The 21,125-nt window shown below is 68.1% G+C and carries 16 protein-coding genes and 1 tRNA gene; 9 read left to right on the forward strand and 8 right to left on the reverse strand.

Annotated features, from left to right (window positions below):
- Nucleotides 1-33: 33 nt before the first annotated feature.
- The 5 genes from ABZ928_RS32975 to ABZ928_RS32995 all read left to right on the forward strand — a co-directional run bounded on the left by ABZ928_RS32975 (nt 34) and on the right by ABZ928_RS32995 (nt 5,766).
- Complete coding sequence (locus ABZ928_RS32975; RefSeq protein WP_361527043.1) at nt 34-1,263, forward strand: branched-chain amino acid ABC transporter substrate-binding protein; 1,230 nt, start codon at nt 34-36, stop codon at nt 1,261-1,263.
- A gap of 134 nt (nt 1,264-1,397) precedes the next feature.
- Nucleotides 1,398-2,330: a branched-chain amino acid ABC transporter permease gene (locus ABZ928_RS32980; protein ID WP_361527045.1), complete on the forward strand. Its 933-nt coding sequence runs from the start codon at nt 1,398-1,400 to the stop codon at nt 2,328-2,330.
- 5 nt (nt 2,331-2,335) lie between these two features.
- Nucleotides 2,336-4,162 carry a branched-chain amino acid ABC transporter permease gene (locus ABZ928_RS32985; protein WP_361527047.1) on the forward strand — a complete coding sequence of 609 codons (1,827 nt, stop codon included), beginning with the start codon at nt 2,336-2,338 and terminating at the stop codon, nt 4,160-4,162.
- A 3-nt stretch (nt 4,163-4,165) separates the two neighbouring features.
- A complete protein-coding gene (locus tag ABZ928_RS32990) occupies nt 4,166-5,053 on the forward strand; it encodes an ABC transporter ATP-binding protein (RefSeq protein WP_361527049.1) in 888 nt (295 codons plus the stop codon).
- A complete protein-coding gene (locus tag ABZ928_RS32995; protein WP_361527051.1) occupies nt 5,050-5,766 on the forward strand; it encodes an ABC transporter ATP-binding protein in 717 nt (238 codons plus the stop codon). The genes ABZ928_RS32990 and ABZ928_RS32995 overlap by 4 nt, the downstream gene beginning before the upstream one ends.
- Before the next feature lie 84 nt (nt 5,767-5,850).
- Here the strand turns inward: ABZ928_RS32995 and ABZ928_RS33000 are convergent, their stop codons facing one another.
- Nucleotides 5,851-6,507, reverse strand: coding sequence for a response regulator (locus ABZ928_RS33000; protein WP_361527053.1), 657 nt, complete (start codon nt 6,505-6,507; stop codon nt 5,851-5,853).
- A 101-nt stretch (nt 6,508-6,608) separates the two neighbouring features.
- Between ABZ928_RS33000 and ABZ928_RS33005 the strand changes: the two genes are divergently transcribed.
- From ABZ928_RS33005 to ABZ928_RS33015, 3 genes are all read left to right on the forward strand, one after another.
- Nucleotides 6,609-6,691 (forward strand) — tRNA-Leu (locus ABZ928_RS33005).
- Between the two features lie 88 nt (nt 6,692-6,779).
- Nucleotides 6,780-7,565 (forward strand): helix-turn-helix domain-containing protein, encoded by a 786-nt coding sequence (locus ABZ928_RS33010; protein ID WP_361527055.1) that lies wholly within the window; start codon nt 6,780-6,782, stop codon nt 7,563-7,565.
- A gap of 109 nt (nt 7,566-7,674) precedes the next feature.
- Complete coding sequence (locus tag ABZ928_RS33015; RefSeq protein ID WP_361527057.1) at nt 7,675-9,618, forward strand: alkyl sulfatase dimerization domain-containing protein; 1,944 nt, start codon at nt 7,675-7,677, stop codon at nt 9,616-9,618.
- A 26-nt stretch (nt 9,619-9,644) separates the two neighbouring features.
- On the opposite strand, the gene pyk is transcribed toward ABZ928_RS33015, so the two are convergent.
- Nucleotides 9,645-11,075 (reverse strand): pyruvate kinase, encoded by a 1,431-nt coding sequence (gene pyk, locus ABZ928_RS33020; RefSeq protein WP_361527059.1) that lies wholly within the window; start codon nt 11,073-11,075, stop codon nt 9,645-9,647.
- Between the two features lie 146 nt (nt 11,076-11,221).
- Entirely contained in the window at nt 11,222-11,941 is a 720-nt protein-coding gene (locus ABZ928_RS33025) for an SIMPL domain-containing protein (protein WP_361527061.1), read from the reverse strand.
- Nucleotides 11,942-12,091: 150 nt separating this feature from the next.
- On the opposite strand from ABZ928_RS33025, the gene ABZ928_RS33030 reads away from it, so the two are divergent.
- On the forward strand, nt 12,092-13,897 hold the full coding sequence (locus ABZ928_RS33030; RefSeq protein WP_361527063.1) for a 5'-nucleotidase C-terminal domain-containing protein: 1,806 nt from the start codon (nt 12,092-12,094) through the stop codon (nt 13,895-13,897).
- A 63-nt stretch (nt 13,898-13,960) separates the two neighbouring features.
- Here the strand turns inward: ABZ928_RS33030 and ABZ928_RS33035 are convergent, their stop codons facing one another.
- The 5 genes from ABZ928_RS33035 to ABZ928_RS33055 form a co-directional block, all read right to left on the reverse strand.
- Complete coding sequence (locus ABZ928_RS33035) at nt 13,961-15,406, reverse strand: SidA/IucD/PvdA family monooxygenase (RefSeq protein WP_361527065.1); 1,446 nt, start codon at nt 15,404-15,406, stop codon at nt 13,961-13,963.
- On the reverse strand, nt 15,403-16,836 hold the full coding sequence (locus ABZ928_RS33040) for an aminotransferase class V-fold PLP-dependent enzyme (protein ID WP_361527067.1): 1,434 nt from the start codon (nt 16,834-16,836) through the stop codon (nt 15,403-15,405). Before ABZ928_RS33040 ends, ABZ928_RS33035 begins: the two co-directional genes overlap by 4 nt.
- Nucleotides 16,837-16,962: 126 nt before the next feature.
- Nucleotides 16,963-17,781: an NmrA family NAD(P)-binding protein gene (locus ABZ928_RS33045; RefSeq protein ID WP_361527069.1), complete on the reverse strand. Its 819-nt coding sequence runs from the start codon at nt 17,779-17,781 to the stop codon at nt 16,963-16,965.
- Between the two features lie 103 nt (nt 17,782-17,884).
- The gene (pepN, locus tag ABZ928_RS33050) at nt 17,885-20,377 is read right to left on the reverse strand and encodes an aminopeptidase N (protein WP_361527071.1); all 2,493 of its coding nucleotides are present in this window, start codon (nt 20,375-20,377) and stop codon (nt 17,885-17,887) included.
- Nucleotides 20,378-20,433: 56 nt separating this feature from the next.
- Entirely contained in the window at nt 20,434-20,985 is a 552-nt protein-coding gene (locus ABZ928_RS33055; RefSeq protein WP_361527073.1) for a response regulator, read from the reverse strand.
- Between the last annotated feature and the right edge of the window lie 140 nt (nt 20,986-21,125).

Here is a 21,125-nt window from a genome sequence, read left to right on the forward strand (position 1 = left end):
GGGGGGAGCGCCGCGCCAGTGAAAGGACGAATCGTGCGTCAACGTTCGCTCATCACCATCACCGCCGCGCTGGCGGCGGGAGCACTCACCCTCACCGCCTGCGGCTCGCGCGACGATGACAGCAGCGGATCGGACTCCGGTGGCGGCACCAAGGTCGTCATCGGTGTCGACGCCCCTCTGACGGGCGACCTGTCCGCGCTGGGCCTCGGCATCAAGAACTCGGTCGACCTCGCTGCCAAGACGGCCAACAAGCAGAAGCTCGTCGACGGCGTCACCTTCTCGGTGGAAGCCCGCGACGACCAGGCACAGCCCTCCTCGGGCCAGGCCAACGCCGTCCAGTTCGTGTCCGACAAGTCCGTCTACGGCGTCGTCGGCCCGCTGAACTCCTCCGTCGCCGAGTCCATGCAGAAGGTCTTCGACGACGCCAAGCTCGTCGAGATCTCCCCGGCCAACACCGGCCCGGCCCTCACCCAGGGTGTCAACTGGCAGAAGGAGAAGGTCCGGGCGTACAAGTCGTACTTCCGCACCGCGACCACGGACGCCATCCAGGGCCCGTTCGCCGCGCAGTACGTCTTCAACGACGCCAAGAAGAAGAACGTCTTCGTCATCGACGACAAGAAGACCTACGGCGCCGGCCTCGCCGCCACCTTCACCGAAGAGTTCAAGAAGCTCGGCGGCAAGGTCGTCGGCACCGACCACATCGACCCGGACACCAAGGACTTCTCCGCGGTCGCCACCAAGGTCAAGAACTCCGGCGCCGACGTCGTCTACTACGGCGGCGAGTACCCGCAGGCCGGCCCGCTCAGCAAGCAGATCAAGGCCGCCGGTGCCAAGATCCCGCTCGTCGGCGGTGACGGCATCTACGACCCGACCTTCATCGAGCTGGCCGGCTCCGGCAGCACCGGTGACCTCGCCACCTCCGTCGGCGCCCCGGTCGAGACCCTCGACTCCGCCAAGCAGTTCGTCGCCGACTACAAGGCCGGCGGCTACAAGGAGGAGTACGCGGCGTACGGCGGTTACTCCTACGACGCCGCCTGGGCGATCATCCTGGCCGTGAAGAAGGTCGTCGAGGACAACGACGGCAAGCTCCCGTCCGACGCCCGCGCCAAGATCACCGCCGCCGTCCAGAACGTCTCCTTCGACGGTGTGACCGGCAAGGTCGCCTTCGACGAGTACGGTGACGCCACCAACAAGCAGCTCACCGTCTACGCCGTCGAGAACGGCGCCTGGAAGGCCGTCAAGTCCGGCACCTACACCGGCTGATCGAGAGCCCGCAGCACCACTGAAATGAGCCGCGCGGGGCGCTGTTCCACTGGCGCCCCGCGCGGAGTCACATCCGGTCACGGACTCACATCCGGTCACATTCGTCGAACATCCGAAACCCCGGAGGACATGCGGTGAACGAACTGCCGCAGCAGCTGGTCAACGGCCTGCTACTAGGAGCAATGTACGGGCTCGTCGCCATCGGCTACACAATGGTCTACGGCATCGTCCAGCTCATCAACTTCGCCCACGGCGAGATCTTCATGATCGGAGGGTTCGGCGCCCTCACGGTCTACCTGTACGTACTGCCCGACGGCACCACCATGTGGATCGCACTGCCACTCATGCTCGTCGGAGCCGTCATCGCCGCAGTCCTCGTCGCCGTCGGAGCGGAACGGTTCGCCTACCGCCCCCTGCGCACCGCCCCACGCCTGGCCCCCCTCATCACCGCCATCGGCCTCTCCCTCGCCCTCCAGCAGGCGGTATGGGCCTGGTACCCCGGCGCCAAGGAATCCATCAACTTCCCCGAGATTCCCGGCGGCCCCTTCGAGATCGGCAGCGTCACCATCCAGACCGGTGACATCTTCCTGTTCATCGCCGCCCCCATCAGCATGGCGATCCTCGCCTACTTCGTCATGAAGACCCGCACCGGCCGCGGCATGCAGGCCACCGCCCAGGACCCCGACACCGCCAAGCTCATGGGCATCAACACCGACCGCATCATCGTGGTCGCCTTCGCCCTCGGCGCCCTCTTCGCCGCCGTCGGAGCCGTCGCCTACGGCCTCAAGTACGGCCAGGTCCAGTTCCGCATGGGCTTCATCCTCGGCCTCAAGGCCTTCACCGCCGCAGTCCTCGGCGGCATCGGCAACATCTACGGCGCCATGCTCGGCGGCCTCGTCCTCGGCCTCGCCGAAACCATGGCCACCGCCTACATCGCCGACGTACCCGGCTTCGACCTGCTCGGCGGACAGTCCTGGGCCAACGTCTGGGCCTTCGTACTCCTCATCCTCGTACTCCTCGTCAGGCCACAAGGCCTGCTCGGCGAGCGCGTCGCGGACAGGGCGTGACCCCCATGACCACACAGACCACCGAAAACACCGGCGCCCCCGTCAACAAGGACAGCGCACCCAAGGCCCTCATCGGCCTCCCCGAGAACGTCGGACGCGCCCTCGCCACCGCGGGCGGCATCCTCGCCGTCGTCTCCACCTTCCTCGCCTGGACCTGGACCAGCGAATTCCCCGGCGACCTCACCTACTACGGCTACCCCGGCGGCCTCCAGGTCCTCGTCCTCATCGGCGGCGCCCTCACCGCCCTCTTCGGCCTCGCCTCCTACGGCGTCAAGGGCCTGCGCTGGATCGCCCCCGCCGGAGCCGACGGCGCCATCAAACTCGCCGCGACCGGCACCTTCGTCACCACCTGGTACACCGTCATCGCCATCAGCGCCCAGCTCGGCGGCGTCGTCAACCTCGAACCCGGCGGCTTCATCGCCGCCGCCGTCACCCTGGCCGCCTTCCTCGGCGCGTTCTCCCTCCCGTTCGAACGGCCCGAGGAAGAACTCATCGACGAGGACGCCACCCCCGGCGAGCGCATCGGCCACATCTGGCGCCACATCGTCGCCCTCCTGAAGTCCGCCGTCTTCACCCCCACCCCGGCACCGGCCCGCAAGCTCCCCGCCTACGCCGAGATCCTCGTCATCGTCGCCGCCATGGCCGTCGGCCTCATCGTCTTCACCTACGGCATCGGCACCGAGTACGACGAACTCTTCGTCGGCTTCCTCCTCACCGTCGGCTTCCTCTTCGCCGCCCTCTCCAAGGCCGGGCTCGTGGCCCGGGTCTCGGCGATCACCGGCAGACACAGCACCATCACCATGTTCGGCGCCTTCATCGCCGCCGCACTCTTCCCCTTCACCCAGTCCGACGACCAGTACGCGACCATCGGCGTCTACATCCTCATCTTCGCCACCGTCGCCCTCGGCCTGAACATCGTCGTCGGCCTCGCCGGCCTCCTCGACCTCGGATACGTCGCCTTCCTCGGCGTCGGCGCCTACACCGCGGCCATGGTCTCCGGCTCCCCCTCCTCCCCCTTCGACCTCCACCTGCCGTTCTGGATCTCCGCGCTCCTCGGCGCCGCCGTCGCCATGGTCTTCGGCGTCCTCATCGGCGCCCCCACCCTGCGCCTGCGCGGCGACTACCTCGCCATCGTGACGCTCGGCTTCGGTGAGATCTTCCGCATCACCGTCCTCAACATGGACGGCACCAGCGGACCCGACATCACCAACGGCTCCAACGGCATCTCCTCCATCCCGAACCTCGACATCCTCGGATTCGACTTCGGCCTGGAACACACCTTCCTCGGCTTCACCATCGGCCGATTCGCCAACTACTTCCTGCTGATGCTCCTCATCACCCTCATCGTCGTGGTGGTCTTCAAGCGCAGCAGCGACTCCCGCATCGGCCGCGCCTGGATCGCCATCCGCGAAGACGAGACCGCCGCCCTCGCCATGGGCATCAACGGCTTCCGCGTCAAGCTCATCGCGTTCGCCCTCGGCGCCTCCCTCGCCGGCCTCGCCGGCGCCGTACAGGCCCACGTCACCTACACCGTGACCCCCGAGCAGTACCAGTTCGCCCACGTGGTCCCGCCCAACTCCGCCTTCCTCCTCGCGGCCGTCGTCCTCGGCGGCATGGGCACCATCGCCGGCCCCCTCGTCGGCGCCGCACTGCTCTACCTCATCCCGGCCAAGCTCCAGTTCCTCGGCGACTACCAGCTCTTCGCCTTCGGACTCGCGCTCGTCCTCCTGATGCGCTTCCGCCCCGAGGGCCTCATCCCGAACCGGCGCCGCCAGCTCGAATTCCACGAAGAGGCCGAAGCGCCCGCAGTCCTCAGCAAGGCAGGGGCCTGACACATGACCACCGACACCACCACCGTCACCGGGACCACCGTCCTCGACGCCCGCGGCGTCACCATGCGCTTCGGCGGCCTCACCGCCGTACGCAACGTCGACCTCCAGGTCAACAGCGGCGAGATCGTCGGCCTCATCGGCCCCAACGGCGCCGGCAAGACGACGTTCTTCAACTGCCTGACGGGCCTCTACATCCCCACCGAAGGCGAAGTCCGCTACAAGGGCACCGTCCTCCCGCCCAAGTCCTTCAAGGTCACCGCCGCCGGCATCGCCCGCACCTTCCAGAACATCCGCCTGTTCGCCAACATGACGGTCCTGGAAAACGTCCTCGTCGGCCGCCACACGCGCACAAAGGAAGGCCTGTGGTCCGCACTCCTCCGCGGCCCCGGCTTCCACAAGGCCGAGAAGGCCTCCCGCGAACGCGCCATGGAACTCCTGGAGTTCGTAGGCCTCGCGAGCAAGGCCGAACACCTCGCCCGCAACCTCCCCTACGGCGAGCAGCGCAAGCTGGAGATCGCACGAGCGCTGGCCAGCGAGCCCGGCCTGCTGCTCCTGGACGAGCCGACGGCCGGCATGAACCCCCAGGAGACGCGGGCGACGGAGGAACTCGTCTTCGCCATCCGCGACAAGGGCATCGCCGTCCTCGTCATCGAGCACGACATGCGCTTCATCTTCAACCTCTGCGACCGCGTGGCCGTCCTGGTCCAGGGCGAGAAGCTCATCGAGGGCGACAGCGCCACCGTCCAGGGCGACGAACGCGTTATCGCCGCCTACCTCGGCGAACCCTTCGAGGGCACCCCGGGCGACGCCGAAGTCGCGGAGGTCGAGGCGGCCGAGGCACAGGCCACCACCACGACCGACGCCGCGCCCGGCAAGGAGAACGACCGATGACCGCACTGCTCGAAGTCGAGGACCTCCGGGTCGCCTACGGCAAGATCGAAGCCGTCAAGGGCATCTCGTTCAAGGTCGAGGCCGGCGAAGTCGTCACCCTCATCGGCACGAACGGCGCCGGCAAGACGACGACGCTGCGCACCCTGTCGGGACTCCTCAAGCCCGTCGGCGGCCAGATCAAATTCGGCGGCAAGTCGCTGAAGAAGGTCCCCGCCCACGACATCGTCTCGCTCGGCCTGGCCCACTCCCCCGAGGGGCGGCACATCTTCCCGCGCATGACGATCGAGGACAACCTGCGGCTGGGCGCGTTCCTGCGGAACGACAAGCCGGGCATCGAGAAGGACATCCAGCGGGCTTACGACCTCTTCCCGATCCTGGGAGAGCGTCGCAAGCAGGCCGCGGGCACCCTCTCGGGCGGTGAGCAGCAGATGCTCGCGATGGGCCGTGCGCTCATGTCCCAGCCGAAGCTGCTGATGCTCGACGAGCCGTCCATGGGCCTCTCGCCGATCATGATGCAGAAGATCATGGCGACGATCGCCGAGCTGAAGTCCCAGGGCACGACGATTCTGCTCGTGGAACAGAACGCCCAGGCGGCTCTGTCCCTGGCCGACCACGGCCATGTCATGGAGATCGGCAAGATCGTGCTCTCGGGTACCGGACAGGACCTGCTGCACGACGAGTCCGTACGGAAGGCGTACCTGGGCGAGGACTGAGTCCTGGCTCCGGCTGCCACTGTCGTACGACGAGGCCCGCGTCCCCAGCTGGGGACGCGGGCCTCGCGCATACGTACCCGGGGGTCAGCCCTTGCCGGCCTTCTTCTCGTCGGCGTCCTGGATGACCGCCTCCGCGACCTGCTGCATCGACATACGGCGGTCCATCGACGTCTTCTGGATCCAACGGAACGCGGCGGGCTCCGTCAGCCCGTACTCGGTCTGAAGGATCGACTTCGCGCGGTCGACGAGCTTGCGGGTCTCAAGACGCAGGGTCAGGTCCGCGACCTCCGCCTCCAGCTCCTTCAGCTCGGTGAACCGGGAGACGGCCATCTCGATCGCGGGCACGACGTCACTCTTGCTGAACGGCTTCACGAGGTACGCCATCGCACCGGCGTCCCTCGCACGCTCGACGAGGTCGCGCTGCGAGAAGGCGGTCAGCATGAGGACGGGGGCGATGCGCTCCTCGGCGATCTTCTCCGCCGCGGAGATCCCGTCGAGCTTCGGCATCTTCACGTCGAGGATCACGAGGTCCGGCTTGTGCTCGCGGGCGAGCTCGATGGCCTGCTCACCGTCACCGGCCTCGCCGACGACGTTGTAGCCCTCTTCCTCCAGCATCTCTTTGAGGTCGAGGCGAATCAGCGCCTCGTCCTCGGCGATGACGACACGGGTCGTCAGCGGAGGCACGTGCGACTTATCGTCGTCGGGCGCGTCTACGGGCTGGGGCGACTCGGGGGCGGTCACGGGGGCTCCTTGTTGCGGGCCGGGCAGGTTGTGCTGCTTATGCAGCCTACCTAGCAGCGGCGGCCTACGGTGACCCGGTATGCTTCCGACCAGTCACTCCCGCCGGGTTGATGGAAGGGTAGACATGATCGCCTCAAAAGCGATTGCCTGAAAGGGCGTGCGGGTTCGAATCCCGCACCCGGCACTCCTGATCCATAAGCGGATGTCCACGTTCTCGTGAACATCCGCTCTTTGCTGCGCTCGGTCGCGATCACTCACTCAGAGTAGTTCGCATGAACTTTCACGGTACTGAGGTTCGACAGCGGGCACTCACACTCCTGCGCGACGGCGTCCGTAACGCCGACGTGGCCCGCCAGTTCAACATCCCGGTCGGCACGATCGGTTACTGGAAACATGCGGATCGAGCCACCCGCGGCGAGTGCCCGGGACGCCAGCCACCGCCGTGCCCTCGATGCGACGGCGACCTCAACCGTCCGGCGTACTCCTACCTCCTCGGCCTCTACCTTGGCGACGGCCACATCATCCAGAACCGCGCGATGCGATCGCCCAGCCTGTCCATCACTTGCGCCGAGTCACACCCAGGGCTCATGGACGAGTGCGAGCACGCGATGCGCTCCGTCTTCCCTAACAACTCTGTCTGCCGAGTCCGCCGCAAAGGCTGCCGAGACCTGAAGCTGTACTCAATGCACCTGTGGTGCCTCTTCCCCCAGCACGGCCCCGGCAAGAAACACGAGCGCCTCATCGCCCTCGCCCCCTGGCAACAGGAAATCGTCAACGCACACCCCTGGGAATTCATCCGCGGCCTCATCCACTCCGACGGATGCCGCATCACCAACTGGACGACCCGCCTCGTCGCCGGTGAACGCAAGCGCTACGAATACCCCCGCTACTTCTTCAGCAACAAGTCCGACGACATCAGGAAGCTCTTCACCGACGCCCTCGACCTCGTCGGCGCCGAATGGACAACCCTCGCCCGCGGCAGCGACCCCTTCAACATCTCCATCGCCCGCAAAGCCTCAGTAGCCCTGATGGACACCCACGTAGGCCCCAAACACTGACCCCCGCAATATGACCCGTCACACCCCCGCACCCCCACCCCCTGGGACCTGCCCCAAATCCCGTCCGAACCGTTGACCACCCCAAACCCCGCCAGCGATGTTCGGCCCCATGACTCCCCTGAACCGACGAGGCCTCATCGCCGCGGCCGCCGGTGCCGCCGCCGCGGCAGTCGCTGTGAGCCCGGAATCCGCAGCCGCCCTGGGCCAGAGTGCCGAAGCAAGCGGAAACAGTGCGACGAATATCAATGAGCTGGACTTCTCGGACGATGCCGATTTCGTGGCGGCCGATCGAGGGTTCATCGCGGCATTGGCGCCGGGAGTCGTCAAGAACGCCGCCGGGAAAGTCGTATGGGACAACGACGCGTACGAGTTCCTCAAGGGCGACGCCCCAAAGACAGCCAATCCCAGTCTCTGGCGGCAGTCTCAACTCGCGCAGAAGCAGGGACTCTACAAAGTCACCGACCGGATCTATCAGATCCGTGGACTCGACCTCTCCAACATGACGATCGTCGAGGGCGACACCGGAATCATCGTCATTGACCCTCTCATCTCATCCGAGACCGCCGCCGCCGCGCTCAAGCTGTACCGCGACCACGTCGCCGACAAGGCCGTCACCGCGCTCATCTACACCCACCCCCACGTCGACCACTACGGCGGCTGCCGAGGCGTCCTCCCCGACGGTGCCGGCGATGTCCCGATCCTCGCGCCCGCGGGGTTCATGGAGCACGCCGTCTCCGAGAACGTCTTCGCCGGTACCGCCATGAGCCGCCGGTCCGTCTACATGTACGGCGCGCAGCTCCCGAAGAGCCGGACGGGGCAGATCGGGTGTGGGCTGGGGCAGAACATCTCCACCGGGACGATCGGGCTGCTCGAACCGACGAAGTACGTGACCACGACCGGGCAGCGGGAGACTCTCGACGGTGTCGTCATCGAGTTCCAGATGACACCCGGTACCGAGGCCGCCGCTGAGATGAACTTCCTGTTCCCGGAGCTTCGTGCCGTCTGCATGGCCGAGAACGCGACGCACACGATGCACAACATCATCACCCTGCGCGGGGCCCAGGTCCGTGATGCCAAGCAGTGGGCGGCCTATCTCACCGAGTCGGTCTCGCTCTACGACGGTCAGGTCGACGTCGCGTTCGCGTCGCATCACTGGCCGACGTGGGGGAACGACAACATCGTCGGTCTGCTCGAAGCTCAGCGTGATCTGTACGCGTACATGCATGACCAGACCTTGCGCATGATCAATGCGGGGATGACGGGCCGTGAGATCGCCGAGGAGTTCCAGCTCCCGCCCGCCCTTGCCGAGGTGTGGGCGAATCGCGGGTACTACGGGTCCATCAGTCATAACGTCAAGGGCATCTATCAGCGGTACATGGGGTGGTTCGACGCCAACCCGGCTCATCTCTGGGAGCATCCGCCCGTCGCCGAGGCGAAGCGGTACGTCAAGGCGCTCGGCGGTATCGTCTCCGCGACCGCGAAAGCCCGTACCTTCATCCGCGATGGCGATCTACGGTTCGCCGCCACGCTCCTCAATCACTGCGTGTTCGCCGATCCGGAGCAGGAGAAGCCCAAGCAACTCCTGGCCCAGGTCTACGAGAAGCTGGCGTACGCCACTGAGAACGCCGTCTGGCGGAACTTCTATCTCACCGGTGCTATGGAGCTGCGGGAGGGCGTGAAGGCGCCGGAGACCACCTCCGACAGCGCCGACGTCAAAGCGGCTCTTTCCGTCAGTCAGCTCGTCGACGCGATGTCCGTGCGGATCAATGGTCCGGCCGCCTGGGATCTCGCGCTCGCCATCGACTGGTACCTCCCCGGTCAGGGCAAGTACTGGCATCTGCGGCTCAAGCATGGCGTTCTCACGCACACCGTCGACACCGTGCCCAACCCCTCCGCGGGTCTGACGCTCACCATGAACAAGGTGCAACTACTGCAACTGCTCGCGGGGAAGGGGCTGGGCTCCATTCAGACGTCCGGGGACGTCTCTCTCCTCACCAAGTTGTTCTCGGTGGTCGTGACTCCTACGGCGACCTTCAACATCGTGACGCCGTAGGGCTGTTCGCAGGGCTGTTCGCAGGGCTATTTGTCGTCGACGCCGATGTGGTGGACGCGGACGAGGTTCGTCGCTCCGGGTACTCCGGGCGGCGAACCCGCCGTGATGACGACGATGTCGCCCTTCTGGCAGCGGCCGTACTTCAGGAGCAGGTCGTCCACCTGGTCGACCATGGCGTCCGTGGAGGCGACGCTCGGGCCGAGGAAGGTCTCCACGCCCCAGGTGAGGTTGAGTTGGGAGCGGGTCGCCGGTTCGGGGGTGAAGGCCAGGAGCGGGATCGGGGAGCGGTAGCGGGACAGCCTGCGTGCCGTGTCTCCCGACTGTGTGAAGGCCACCAGGAACTTGGCTCCCAGGAAGTCGCCCATCTCCGCCGCCGCCCGCGCGACCGCGCCGCCCTGTGTGCGGGGCTTGTTGCGGTCGGTCAGCGGCGGGAGGCCCTTCGCGAGGATGTCCTCCTCCGCCGCTTCGACGATCTTCGCCATCGTCCGTACGGTCTCGATGGCGTACTTGCCGACGCTCGTCTCCCCCGACAGCATCACGGCGTCCGTGCCGTCGATGACCGCGTTCGCCACGTCCGACGCCTCTGCCCTTGTCGGGCGGGAGTTGTCGATCATCGAGTCGAGCATCTGGGTGGCGACGATGACCGGCTTGGCGTTGCGCTTCGCCAGCTTGATCGCGCGCTTCTGGACGATGGGGACCTGTTCCAGGGGCATCTCCACGCCCAGGTCGCCGCGGGCGACCATGATGCCGTCGAAGGCGGCGACGATGTCCTCGATCGCCTCCACCGCTTGGGGCTTCTCCACCTTGGCGATGACGGGGAGTCTGCGGCCCTCCTGGTCCATGATGCGGTGGACGTCCTCGATGTCCCGGCCCGACCGCACAAATGACAGCGCGATCACGTCGAAGCCCGCCCGCAGCGCCCAGCGCAGGTCGGCCTCGTCCTTTTCCGAGAGAGCGGGGACCGAGACGGCCACGCCCGGGAGGTTCAGGCCCTTGTGGTCGGAGACCATGCCGCCTTCGACGACCGTGGTGTGGACGCGGGGGCCGTCGACGGCCGTGACTTCCAGGCAGACCTTGCCGTCGTCGATGAGGATGCGTTCGCCGGTGGTGACGTCGTGGGCGAGGCCCGCGTAGGTGGTTCCGCAGGATTGCTGGTCGCCCTCGGCGCCCTCTTCGACGGTGATGGTGAAGGTGTCGCCGCGTTCAAGGAGTACGGGGCCTTCGGTGAAGCGGCCGAGGCGGATCTTCGGGCCTTGAAGGTCGGCGAGGATGCCGACGCTGTGGCCGGTCTCGTCGGAGGCCTTGCGGACGCGCTGGTAGCGCTCCTCGTGCTCGGCGTAGGTGCCGTGGCTGAGGTTGAAGCGGGCCACGTCCATTCCGGCTTCGACCAGTGCCTTGATCTGGTCGTACGAGTCGGTGGCGGGGCCCAGGGTGCAGACGATCTTTGCTCGGCGCATGTCTTCGACCCTAGGGCTTACCGGTGGGTAGAGATTTGGTCGGGGGTGACTACTCAACAACCTTTGAGTGAAGGGCTATTGACAAGTGTTGAATTGTGCGACCGGTCGCTCCTATGAGCGTTTTCGTTCGCGAATTCCAGACCTGCTTACAGCTGTGGTGGGGCCATGGTGAAGCGGGCGTTGACCTGGGCGTAGACGCGCTGGCGCTGGGGTTCGAGGTCCAGCGGGGCGGCTGCGGTGTCCTCGGCTGCCGCGTAGGACATGGAGCGCATACGGCCGCCCGGTGCGGCGGGGGCGAGGGGCTGGGTGTTCTCGGCGCCGATGTCGGCGAGTTCCACGAGGGCGGCCAGAGATGTCCCCAGCGCCTCCGCGTACTCCCTGGCCCGCTGTACGGCTTCCTTGACGGCCTGCTGGCGGGCTTGGCGGTGGGCCGGGGAGTTGGGCCGTAGGGCCCACCAGGGGCCGTCCACGCGGGTCAGGTCCATGTCCGCGAGCCGCGTGGTGAGTTCTCCCAGCGCTGTGAAGTCGGTGAGCTCGGCGGTGACGTGGACGCGGCCGTGGTAGGCGTGGACGCGTTCGCCGCGGCCTTTCTCCTTGAGTTCCGGGGTGATGGAGAAGGCTCCGGTCTCCAGGCGTTCGACGGCGTCGCCGTAGGTCTTGATGAGGTCGAGGACGGTGGTGTTGCGGTGGGTGAGGTCGTCGAGGGCGGTGCGGCGGTCTTTGCCGCGGGCTGCGATGGTGATGCCGATGCGGGCGATCTCGGGGTCGACTTCGAGGCGGGCTTCGCCGCGGACGGCGATGCGGGGGGCGTCGGGGGTGCCGTAGGGGACGTAGGGGTGGGGGTCGTCCGCGGTCGGTGTGGTCATACGACCCACTCTGTCACTTCTTGGTGGGTTACCACCGGCACAAGTCACAGGTTCGGTCACCAGATCGAAACCTCTAGGGCCTATTGCCGCTCGCCATGTGCGGGTCAGAATCTACGCGCGTTGTTGACCGTTCCCCGAGGAGATCGAGACATGCCGTTGAACCGCAGGAAGTTCCTGGAGAAGTCCGCCGTGACCGGTGCGGGCGTCGCGCTGGCCGGTGCCGTGGGGGCTCCTGCGGCCGAGGCGGCGGAGGCCAAGAAGGGGCAGAAGCCCGCTAAGCGGTACTCGCTGACGGTGCTGGGCACGACCGACCTGCACGGTCACATCTTCAACTGGGACTACTTCAAGGACGCGGAGTACACGGACTCCAAGGGCAACGCGCAGGGCCTGGCCCGTATCTCGACCCTGGTGAACCAGGTCCGGGAGGAGAAGGGCCGCTGCAACACCCTCCTCATCGACGCGGGCGACACGATCCAGGGCACGCCGCTGACGTACTACTACGCGAAGGTCGACCCGATCACCGCGAAGGGCGGTCCGGTCCACCCGATGGCCGCGGCGATGAACGCGATCGGGTACGACGCTGTGGCGCTCGGCAACCACGAGTTCAACTACGGCATCGAGACGCTGCGCAAGTTCGAGGACCAGTGCCACTTCCCGCTGCTGGGCGCGAACGCGCTGGACGCGAAGACGCTCAAGCCGGCGTTCCCGCCCTACTTCATCAAGAAGTTCCATGTGGCGGGCGCTCCGCCGGTGAAGGTGGCCGTCCTCGGTCTGACGAACCCGGGTATCGCGATCTGGGACAAGGCGTACGTCGAGGGCAAGCTGGTGTTCCCCGGTCTTGAGGAGCAGGCGGCGAAGTGGGTGCCGAAGCTGCGGTCGATGGGCGCGGACGTCGTCGTCGTGTCGGCGCACTCCGGTTCGTCCGGGACGTCGTCGTACGGTGACCAGCTGCCGTACATCGAGAACTCGGCGGCGCTGGTGGCCCAGCAGGTGCCCGGTATCGACGCGATCCTGGTCGGGCACGCGCATGTGGAGATCCCGGAGCTGAAGGTCACCAACACGGAGACCGGCAAGACGGTCGTGCTGTCGGAGCCGCTGGCGTACGCGGAGCGGCTGTCGGTGTTCGACATCGAGCTGGTCTTCTCGAAGGGCCGCTGGTCGGTCGAGTCGGTCGCGTCCTCGGTGCTGAACTCCAACAGCGTCGCCGACGACCCGAAGATCACGAAGCTGCTGAAGGCCGATCACGACATCGTGGTCGAGTACGTCAACCAGGTTGTCGGTACGGCGACGGAGACGCTGACGACGGTCGAGGCGCGGTACAAGGACGCCCCGATCATCGACCTGATCACGAAGGTCCAGGAGGACGTGGTCAAGGCGGCGCTGGCGAGCACGGAGTACGCGTCGCTGCCGGTGATCGCGCAGGCGTCGCCGTTCTCCCGTACGTCGGAGATCCCGGCCGGTGACGTCACCATCCGGGATCTGTCGAGCCTGTACGTGTACGACAACACGCTGGTCGCGAAGTTGCTGACGGGCGCGCAGGTCAGGGCGTACCTGGAGTACTCGGCGCAGTACTTCGTGCAGACGGCGGCGGATGCCGTGGTCGACGTGGAGAAGCTGACGAACGCGAACAGCCGGCCGGACTACAACTACGACTATGTGTCGGGGCTGGCGTACGAGATCGACATCGCGCAGGCGGCGGGGTCGCGGATCAAGAACCTGACGTACAACGGTGCGGCGCTGGACGACGCGCAGCAGTTCGTGTTCGCGGTGAACAACTACCGGGCGAACGGCGGCGGCGCGTTCCCGCATGTGGCGTCGGCGACCGAGGTGTGGGCCGAGTCGACGGAGATCCGGACGCGGATCGCGGAGTGGGTGACGGCGAAGGGTGTGCTGAACCCGGCCGACTTCGCTTCGGTGGACTGGAAGTTGACGCGGGACGGTACGCCGGTCTTCTAGGGGCCGGTAGAGGTGGGTCGGCGGCGCCGGTGCGAGGTTCTCGCAGCGGCGCCGTCGGCGTGTTCAGCGGCCTTCGACGAGGGGGGTGAGGGCCTGGGCCTGGCGGGCGGCCGGGATGTGGGGCTGGGGGTCGAGTCCGAAGGTGGTGAAGGCCGTTCGGGCGGGCAGCGGGTATGGGTCCTTCTCCGTCAGGGAGTTGAGGATGGTGGCGCTGCGCCAGGCGGCGAGGCCAAGGTCGGGGGTGCCGACGCCGTGGGTGTGGCGTTCGGCGTTCTGGACGTAGAGGGAGCCCGTGACGGACGGGTCCATGACCAGCCTGAACTGCTCGTCCACGCGCGGGCGTTCGTGGCTGTCGCGGCGCAGGTAGGGGTCGAGGCCGGCGAGGATGCGGTCGAGGGGGCGTTCGCGGTAGCCGGTGGCGAGGACGACGGCGTCGGTGGTGAGGCGGGAGCGGGTGTTCTGCTCGGTGTGTTCGAGGTGGAGTTCGACCTTGGTGGTGGCGACGCGGCCCGCGGTGCGGACGCGGACGCCGGGGGTGAGGGTGGTGTCGGGCCAGCCGCCGTGCAGGGTGCGCTGGTAGAGCTCGTCGTGGATGGCGGTGATGGTGTCGGCGTCGATGCCCTTGTGGAGCTGCCACTGGGAGTCGACGAGGCGGTCGCGTTCGGCTTCCGGGAGGGCGTGGAAGTAGCGCGTGTAGTCGGGGGTGAAGTGTTCCAGGCCGAGCTTGGAGTACTCCATGGGGGCGAAGGCCCGGGTGCGGCCGAGCCAGTGCAGGCCTTCGCGGCCCGTGGGGCGGGCGCGGAGCAGGTCGAGGAAGATCTCGGCGCCGGACTGTCCGGTGCCGACGACGGTGACGTGGTCGGCGCGCAGGAAGGTGTCGCGGTGGGCGAGGTAGTCGGCGGCGTGGATGACGGGCACGCCGCTCGCCTCGACGAGGGGCTTGAGGGGTTCGGGGATGTAGGGCTCGGTGCCGACGCCTAGGACGATGTTGCGGGTGTAGGTGCGGCCGAGGGCTTCGGCTTCTCCGTCGCTGTCGAGCTGGGTGAAGTCGACCTCGAACACGTTGCGTTCGGGGTTCCAGCGGACGGCGTCGACCTGGTGGCCGAAGTGGAGTCCGGGGAGGTTCTCGGCGACCCAGCGGCAGTAGGCGTCGTATTCGGCGCGCTGGATGTGGAAGCGCTCGGCGAAGTAGAACGGGAAGAGCCGGTCGCGGCTCTTGAGGTAGTTGAGGAAGGTCCAGGGGCTGGCGGGGTCGGCGAGGGTCACCAGGTCGGCGAGGAACGGGACTTGGATGCTCGCGCCGTCGATGAGGAGGCCGCCGTGCCAGTCGAAGGCGGGGCGTTGCTCGTAGAAGGCGGTGTCGAGTTCGGCGAGGGGGTGGGCGAGGGCGGCGAGGGAGAGGTTGAAGGGGCCGATGCCGATGCCTACGAGGTCGCGGGGGGCGTCGGGTTCGTGGTGGGGCGGGGTGCCGGGGGCGGGGTTGGGATTGCGGGTGGGGGTGGGGGTCATCTGCGGGTGGTTCCTTCCACGAGTTTCAGGAGGGCGGCCAGGTCGTCGGGCCGGGTGTGGGGGTTGAGGAGGGTGGCCTTCAGCCAGAGCCGGCCGTCGAGGCGGGCCCTGCCGAGGACGGCCCTGCCGGTGGTGAGGAGGTCGCGGCGGGTGGTGGCGATGTCGTCGTCCGTCGCGTGTGCGGGGCGGAACAGGACCGTGCTGATGGTGGGCCGGTCATGGAGCTCGAAGCCGGGGTGTGCGTCGAGGAGTTCCGCGAACTCGGCTGCCCGGTCGCAGACTTGGTCGACCAGTGCGCCAAGTCCTGTTCGTCCGAGGGTTTTCAGGGTGACGGCGATCTTGAGGACGTCGGGGCGTCTTGTGGTGCGCAGGGAGCGGCCGAGGAGGTCGGGGAGGCCGGCTTCTGTGTCGTCGTCGGCGTTGAGGTAGTCGGCGCGGTGGTGGAGGGCGCCGAGGTCGCTGCGCTCGCGGACGGCGAGGATTCCTGCGGCGACGGGTTGCCAGCCGAGTTTGTGCAGGTCGAGGGTTACGGTGTCTGCGGCGCCCAGGCCCGTGAGCTTCTCTCGGTGGCGGTCGCTGAAGAGGAGGGCTCCGCCGTATGCGGCGTCGATGTGGAGGCGGGCTCCGTGAGATGCGCAGAGCGCGGCGATCTCTGGAAGTGGGTCGATGAGTCCGGCGTCGGTGGTGCCTGCGGTGGCGGCGACCAGGTGGGGGCCGGGGAGGTCGGTGAGGGCGGCGTCCAGGGCTGCCGGGTCGAGGGTGCCTGCGGGGGCCGGGACGATCACCGGGTCGGGGAGGCCCAGGAGCCAGGCGGCGCGCGGCAGGGAGTGGTGGGCGTTGGATCCGCAGATCAGGCGGAGGCCGGGCCCCAGGGACTCTCGGGCCAGGAGGAGGGCCAGTTGGTTTGACTCTGTGCCGCCCGTTGTTACCAAGGATTCGGCTGCGGATCGGTGGGGGCTGGTCGCGCCCCGCGGCGGAGCCGCAAATTGATACAGCCCCGCGCCCCTAGGTAGCTCCACGTAGACCTCGTTGGCCAGTGACCGTGTCACCAGTGCTTCCAGCTCCGACGCCGCTGGCGCCTGGTCCCATGAATCCAGGGACGGGTTCAGGACGCTTGCCGCCAAGTCCGCCGCCACCGCTACCGCCAGGGGCGGGCCGTGCAAGTGAGCGATGCACAGCGGGTTCGCCGGGTCCGCCGAGCCCTCCGCCAAAGCCCGCACCACATGCCGTAGCGCCTCCGGGTCGCCCTCCCCCGGCAGTACGTCGCCCACCGCGGCCCGTACCCGTGCCACGACCGTCTCCGGGCCTCCCGCCGGGAGTGGGCCCCCACGCTCGCCCGTGCCGTCTCGGAGTGCGGCCAGGACGGTGTCCAGCAACGGGCGCAGGGCGTGGGGGCCTTCGGGGCCGGAGGCCAGGGGTGGGGTGGTCATGGGTTGTCCTCCGGGGCGCCGGACAGAGGGGGTTCCAGCTTGTACGCGGTTGCGTGGGCGCGCCCGAAAAGTTCAACGATCCAGACCCGAAAGGGGGTACTTCCGTGCGGGGAAAGCTTGTTGGGATCAGCCGCGGAAGGCGTCGGCGTGGTCCTTGGCCCATTGTTCGAAGGTGCGGGCCGGGGTTCCGGTGATCTTCTCGACGGTGTCGGTGATCTCCGGAGGGACGCCGACGGTGGCCTCGAAGCTCTTCAGGAGGCCCGGGAGGAGGTGTGGGGGTACGTGGGGGAACAGTTCGGGGCCCGCCTGCTCCGGGGGGATCTCGGTGAAGTGCAGGTCGCGTCCGAGGGCTCGGCCGATGGCGGTGATCTGGTCGGTGTTGGTGGTGGCGGCGGGGCCGGTGAGGCGGGGGGCGGTGCCTTCGTGGCCGGGGTCGAGGAGGGTGCGTTCGGCGACGGCGGCGATGTCGTCCTCGTGGATGGGGGCGCTGAGGGCGTCGGCGAAGACGCCGCGGACCGTGCCGGCTCCGGTGCGGATCTGCGGGGCGTACTGGAGGGCGTTGGTGGCGAAGGCGTGGGGGCGCAGGAAGGTCCAGTCGAGGCCGCTGTCGCGGAGGGCGCGTTCGACGGTGGCGTGCATGACGTGGATGGGGTGGGTCTCGTCGGCGCCTTCCTGGATGATCCCGGAGGAGAGGAGGACGACGTGCCGGACGCCGGACGCGCGGGCGGCGTCGAGGAGGTCGGTGCCTGCCTGGGCGTAGAGGAAGAGTTGGGTGGCGCCTTCGAAGAGCGGTTCGTCGGGGTGGAGGCGCATCACCTCGGCGCCGTCGGGGAGGGCGGCTCGTTGGGGGTCGCGGGTGAGGGCCCGTACGGGCCGGCCTGCGGCGAGGAGGCGTTCGACGAGGGCACGGCCGACGTTGCCGGTGGCGCCGGTGACTACGATCACTGATTGCTCCCGGGGCTGATGTTCCTTGGCTGTTGGAGCCTAGGAAGAGCGATCAGCCCCGCACATCGTCGTCAGGGACCAGCCGTGCCCTACGTCGTCGGTCCTAGGCCTCCCGGACCCGCAACGCCCGTGCCAGGTCGTCGAGTTGGTCGGCGAGCCTCCGGCGCAGGGCCGGGGTGGGCTCGGCGTCGGCGAGGCACTCCTCGCCCAGGCGCAAGGTGTCGGCGTCGACGGCCGGGGCGGGGAAGGCCCAGCGGCCGGTGGCGTCGGCCATGGCGTTGCTGCGGCGGTGGGAGAGGGCGACGGCGTCCTGGAAGTAGCGGGGGACGTATTCCCGTACGAGGTTGGTCTGTTCGGGTTGCCAGAAGCCCTGGGCGGTGGCGTTGAAGAGGTAGTTGGAGAGGTTGTCGTGGGCGAACATCGACTCCCAGGCCTTCTCCTTGGCGTCGGGGTCGGGGAGGGCGGCGCGGCAGCGGGCGGCGCCTTCCTGGCCGGTGGCCGACGGGTCGCGGTCCAGTTCGGCGGTGATGGCGGCTTCGTCGGTGGCGCCGAGGACGGCGAGGCGGGCGAGGACGCGCCAGCGCAGTTCGGGGTCGAGTTCGGGGCCGCCGGGGACGGTGCCGTCGGCGAGCCAGGCGGCGATGGTGTCGGGGTGGGCGGCGACGTCGATGGAGTGGCGTACGGCGATGAGGCGCAGGCCGGGGTTGTCGCCGTCCTCGGTGCGGCGGATGAGGTCGCGGCAGAGGGAGGCGAGGGTGCTCAGGGCCGCGGGGCGGTCCTCGGGGCGTACGAAGCGGCCGGCGACCTGGACGGTGGCGAAGGTGAGGACGCCCTGGACGAGGGAGAGGTCGGTCTCGTACGGGAGGTGGGTGCGGGCGGCCTCCAGGTAGGCGGCGGGGGCGAGTTCGCCGTCGCGGACGGAGTCGCGCAGGGCGTTCCAGACGACGGCGCGGGTGAGCGGGTCGGGGAGGCCGGAGAGCTTGGTGCGGAGGGTTTCGAAGGAGTGGTCGTCGAAGCGGATCTTGGCGTAGCTGAGGTCGCCGTCGTTGAGCAGCAGCAGTGCGGGGCGCTTGCCGATGGGCAGGGGCGCGGTCTGCGGGATGTCGAGGGCGAGGCGTTCGCGCAGGACGAGGTGGCGGCCTTCGTCGGTGACGTCGTGGTCGTAGAGGCCGACGGAGATGTGGTGGGGGCGGCTGCCGGTGTGTTCGACGGTGAGGGTGTAGGTGCCTTCGTCGGCGCGGGTCACCGTCGGCCGGAGGGTGTCGACTCCGGTGGTGCGCAGCCAGGCGTCGGCCCAGGCGTGGACGTCGCGTTCGGTGCTGCTGGCGAGGGAGTCGATGAAGTCGGCGAGGGTGGCGTTGGCGAATTTGTGGCGGGCGAAGTGGGTGTTGATGCCGGCGTGGAAGTCCTTCTCTCCGAGCCAGGCCACCAACTGGCGTAGTGCGGAGGCGCCCTTGGCGTAGGAGATGCCGTCGAAGTTGAGCATGGCGGAGGCGGTGTCCGGCACGAGCTCGGGGTCGGGGGCGACGGGGTGGGTGGAGGGGCGCTGGTCGGCCTCGTAGCCCCAGGGCTTGCGGACGACGCCGAAGTCGGCCCAGGTGTCGGTGAAGCGGGTGGCTTCGGTGAGGGTGTGGTAGCCCATGTACTCGGCGAAGGACTCATTCAGCCAGATGTCGTCCCACCAGCGCAGGGTGACGAGGTCGCCGAACCACATGTGGGCCATCTCGTGGGCGATGACCATGGCGCGGGTCTGGCGTTCCGTGTCGGTGACGGCGGAGCGGTAGACGAACTCGTCGCGGAAGGTGACGAGTCCGGGGTTCTCCATGGCGCCGGCGTTGAACTCGGGGACGAACGCCTGGTCGTAGGAGTCGAAGGGGTAGGGCTCCTCGAACTTCTCGTGGTAGCGGTCGAAGCACTGCTTGGTGATCTCGAACAGTTCGTCGGTGTCGGTGTCGAGATACGGGGCGAGGGAGCGGCGGCAGTGCAGGCCGAAGGGCAGGCCGCGGTGTTCGGTGGTGACCGAGTGCCAGGGGCCGGCGGCGACGCAGACGAGGTAGGTGGAGATCAGGGGGGTGGGGGCGGCCTGCCAGCGGCCGTCGCCGAGGTGTTCGGTGATGCCGTTGGCGAGGAAGGTCCAGTGCTCGGGCAGGGTCGCGGAGAGTTCGAAGACGGCCTTGAGGTCCGGCTGGTCGAAGGCGGCGAAGACGCGGGAGGCGTCGTCCATGCAGACGTTGGCGTAGAGGTAGGTCTCGCCGTCGGCGGGGTCGGTGAAGCGGTGCATGCCTTCGCCGGTGCGGGAGTAGTCCATGCGTGCGTCGACGTGGAGTTCGTGTTCGCCGGCGGTGAGGTTCTTCAGGGGCAGCCGGCCGCTGTCGAGGCTCTCGGGGTCGAGGGGCTGTCCGTCGAGGGTGACGGAGCGCAGTTCGGCGGGCTTGATCTCGATGAAGGTGTCCGCGTCCGTGCGGGCGCTGAAGCGGATGACGGTTCGCGAGTCGAAGGTGGCGTCGCCGGTGGTCAGATCGAGGTCGATCGTGTAGCGGTGGACGTCGAGGAGCTTGGCACGGGTCTGCGCTTCGTCGCGCGTCAGTACGGACATGAACGACATGCTGCCTGATGGGAGCGGCATGGCACAGGGGCGGATCGTTACGCGCCCTATGTCCGGTCCTGTTCGAGCCTGCCGTTGTGCGCCTCCTGCGCGCGTTGGAGGGGGACGCGTGGGTCGGGGTGGGGCAGGGCGGGGCGTGGGGCGGGGTCGGGGGCCTCGCCGTGGTCCTTGACGAGGGCGCGGAGTTCGCGGATCTCCTCTTCGAGCATCAGGTGGCGGCGGTGGGCGTCGAAGAGGTAGCGGACCTTGGTGCGCAGGGACCAGGGGTCGATGGGTTTCATGACGAGGTCGGCGACGCCGAGGCCGAAGGCGGTGGAGGTGAGTTCGTGGTCGGCGCCGAAGCCGGTGAGCAGGACGACGGGGATGTGCTGGGTCTGTTCGAGGCGGCGCATGTAGCGGACGACGTCGAGGCCGCTGACGCCGGGCATGCGGACGTCGAGGAGGAGCAGGCCGACCTGTCCGCGGAGTACCTGCTTGAGTGCCTCGTCGCCGCTGGTGGCGCGGCCGAGCCGGTACCCCAGCGGGGCGAGGGCGCTCTCCAGGGCGTACAGCGTGTCCTCATGGTCGTCGACGATGAGGATCTTGGCATCCGACGGCATGGCCCGACGTCCCTCCCGCATGGGACAACCAGCTTATGTCCGATTCGCTGACGGGGAGTGCTCGCCAGCGCACAAGGAGTGCACAGCGCAGCATGCCGCTCGCGGGCCCGCGTGTCACGCCCTGAGGGCGTCGCCCGAGG

Origin of the sequence: Streptomyces sp. NPDC046909, assembly GCF_040644695.1 — a bacterium.
Taxonomy (GTDB): Bacteria; Actinomycetota; Actinomycetes; order Streptomycetales; family Streptomycetaceae; genus Streptomyces.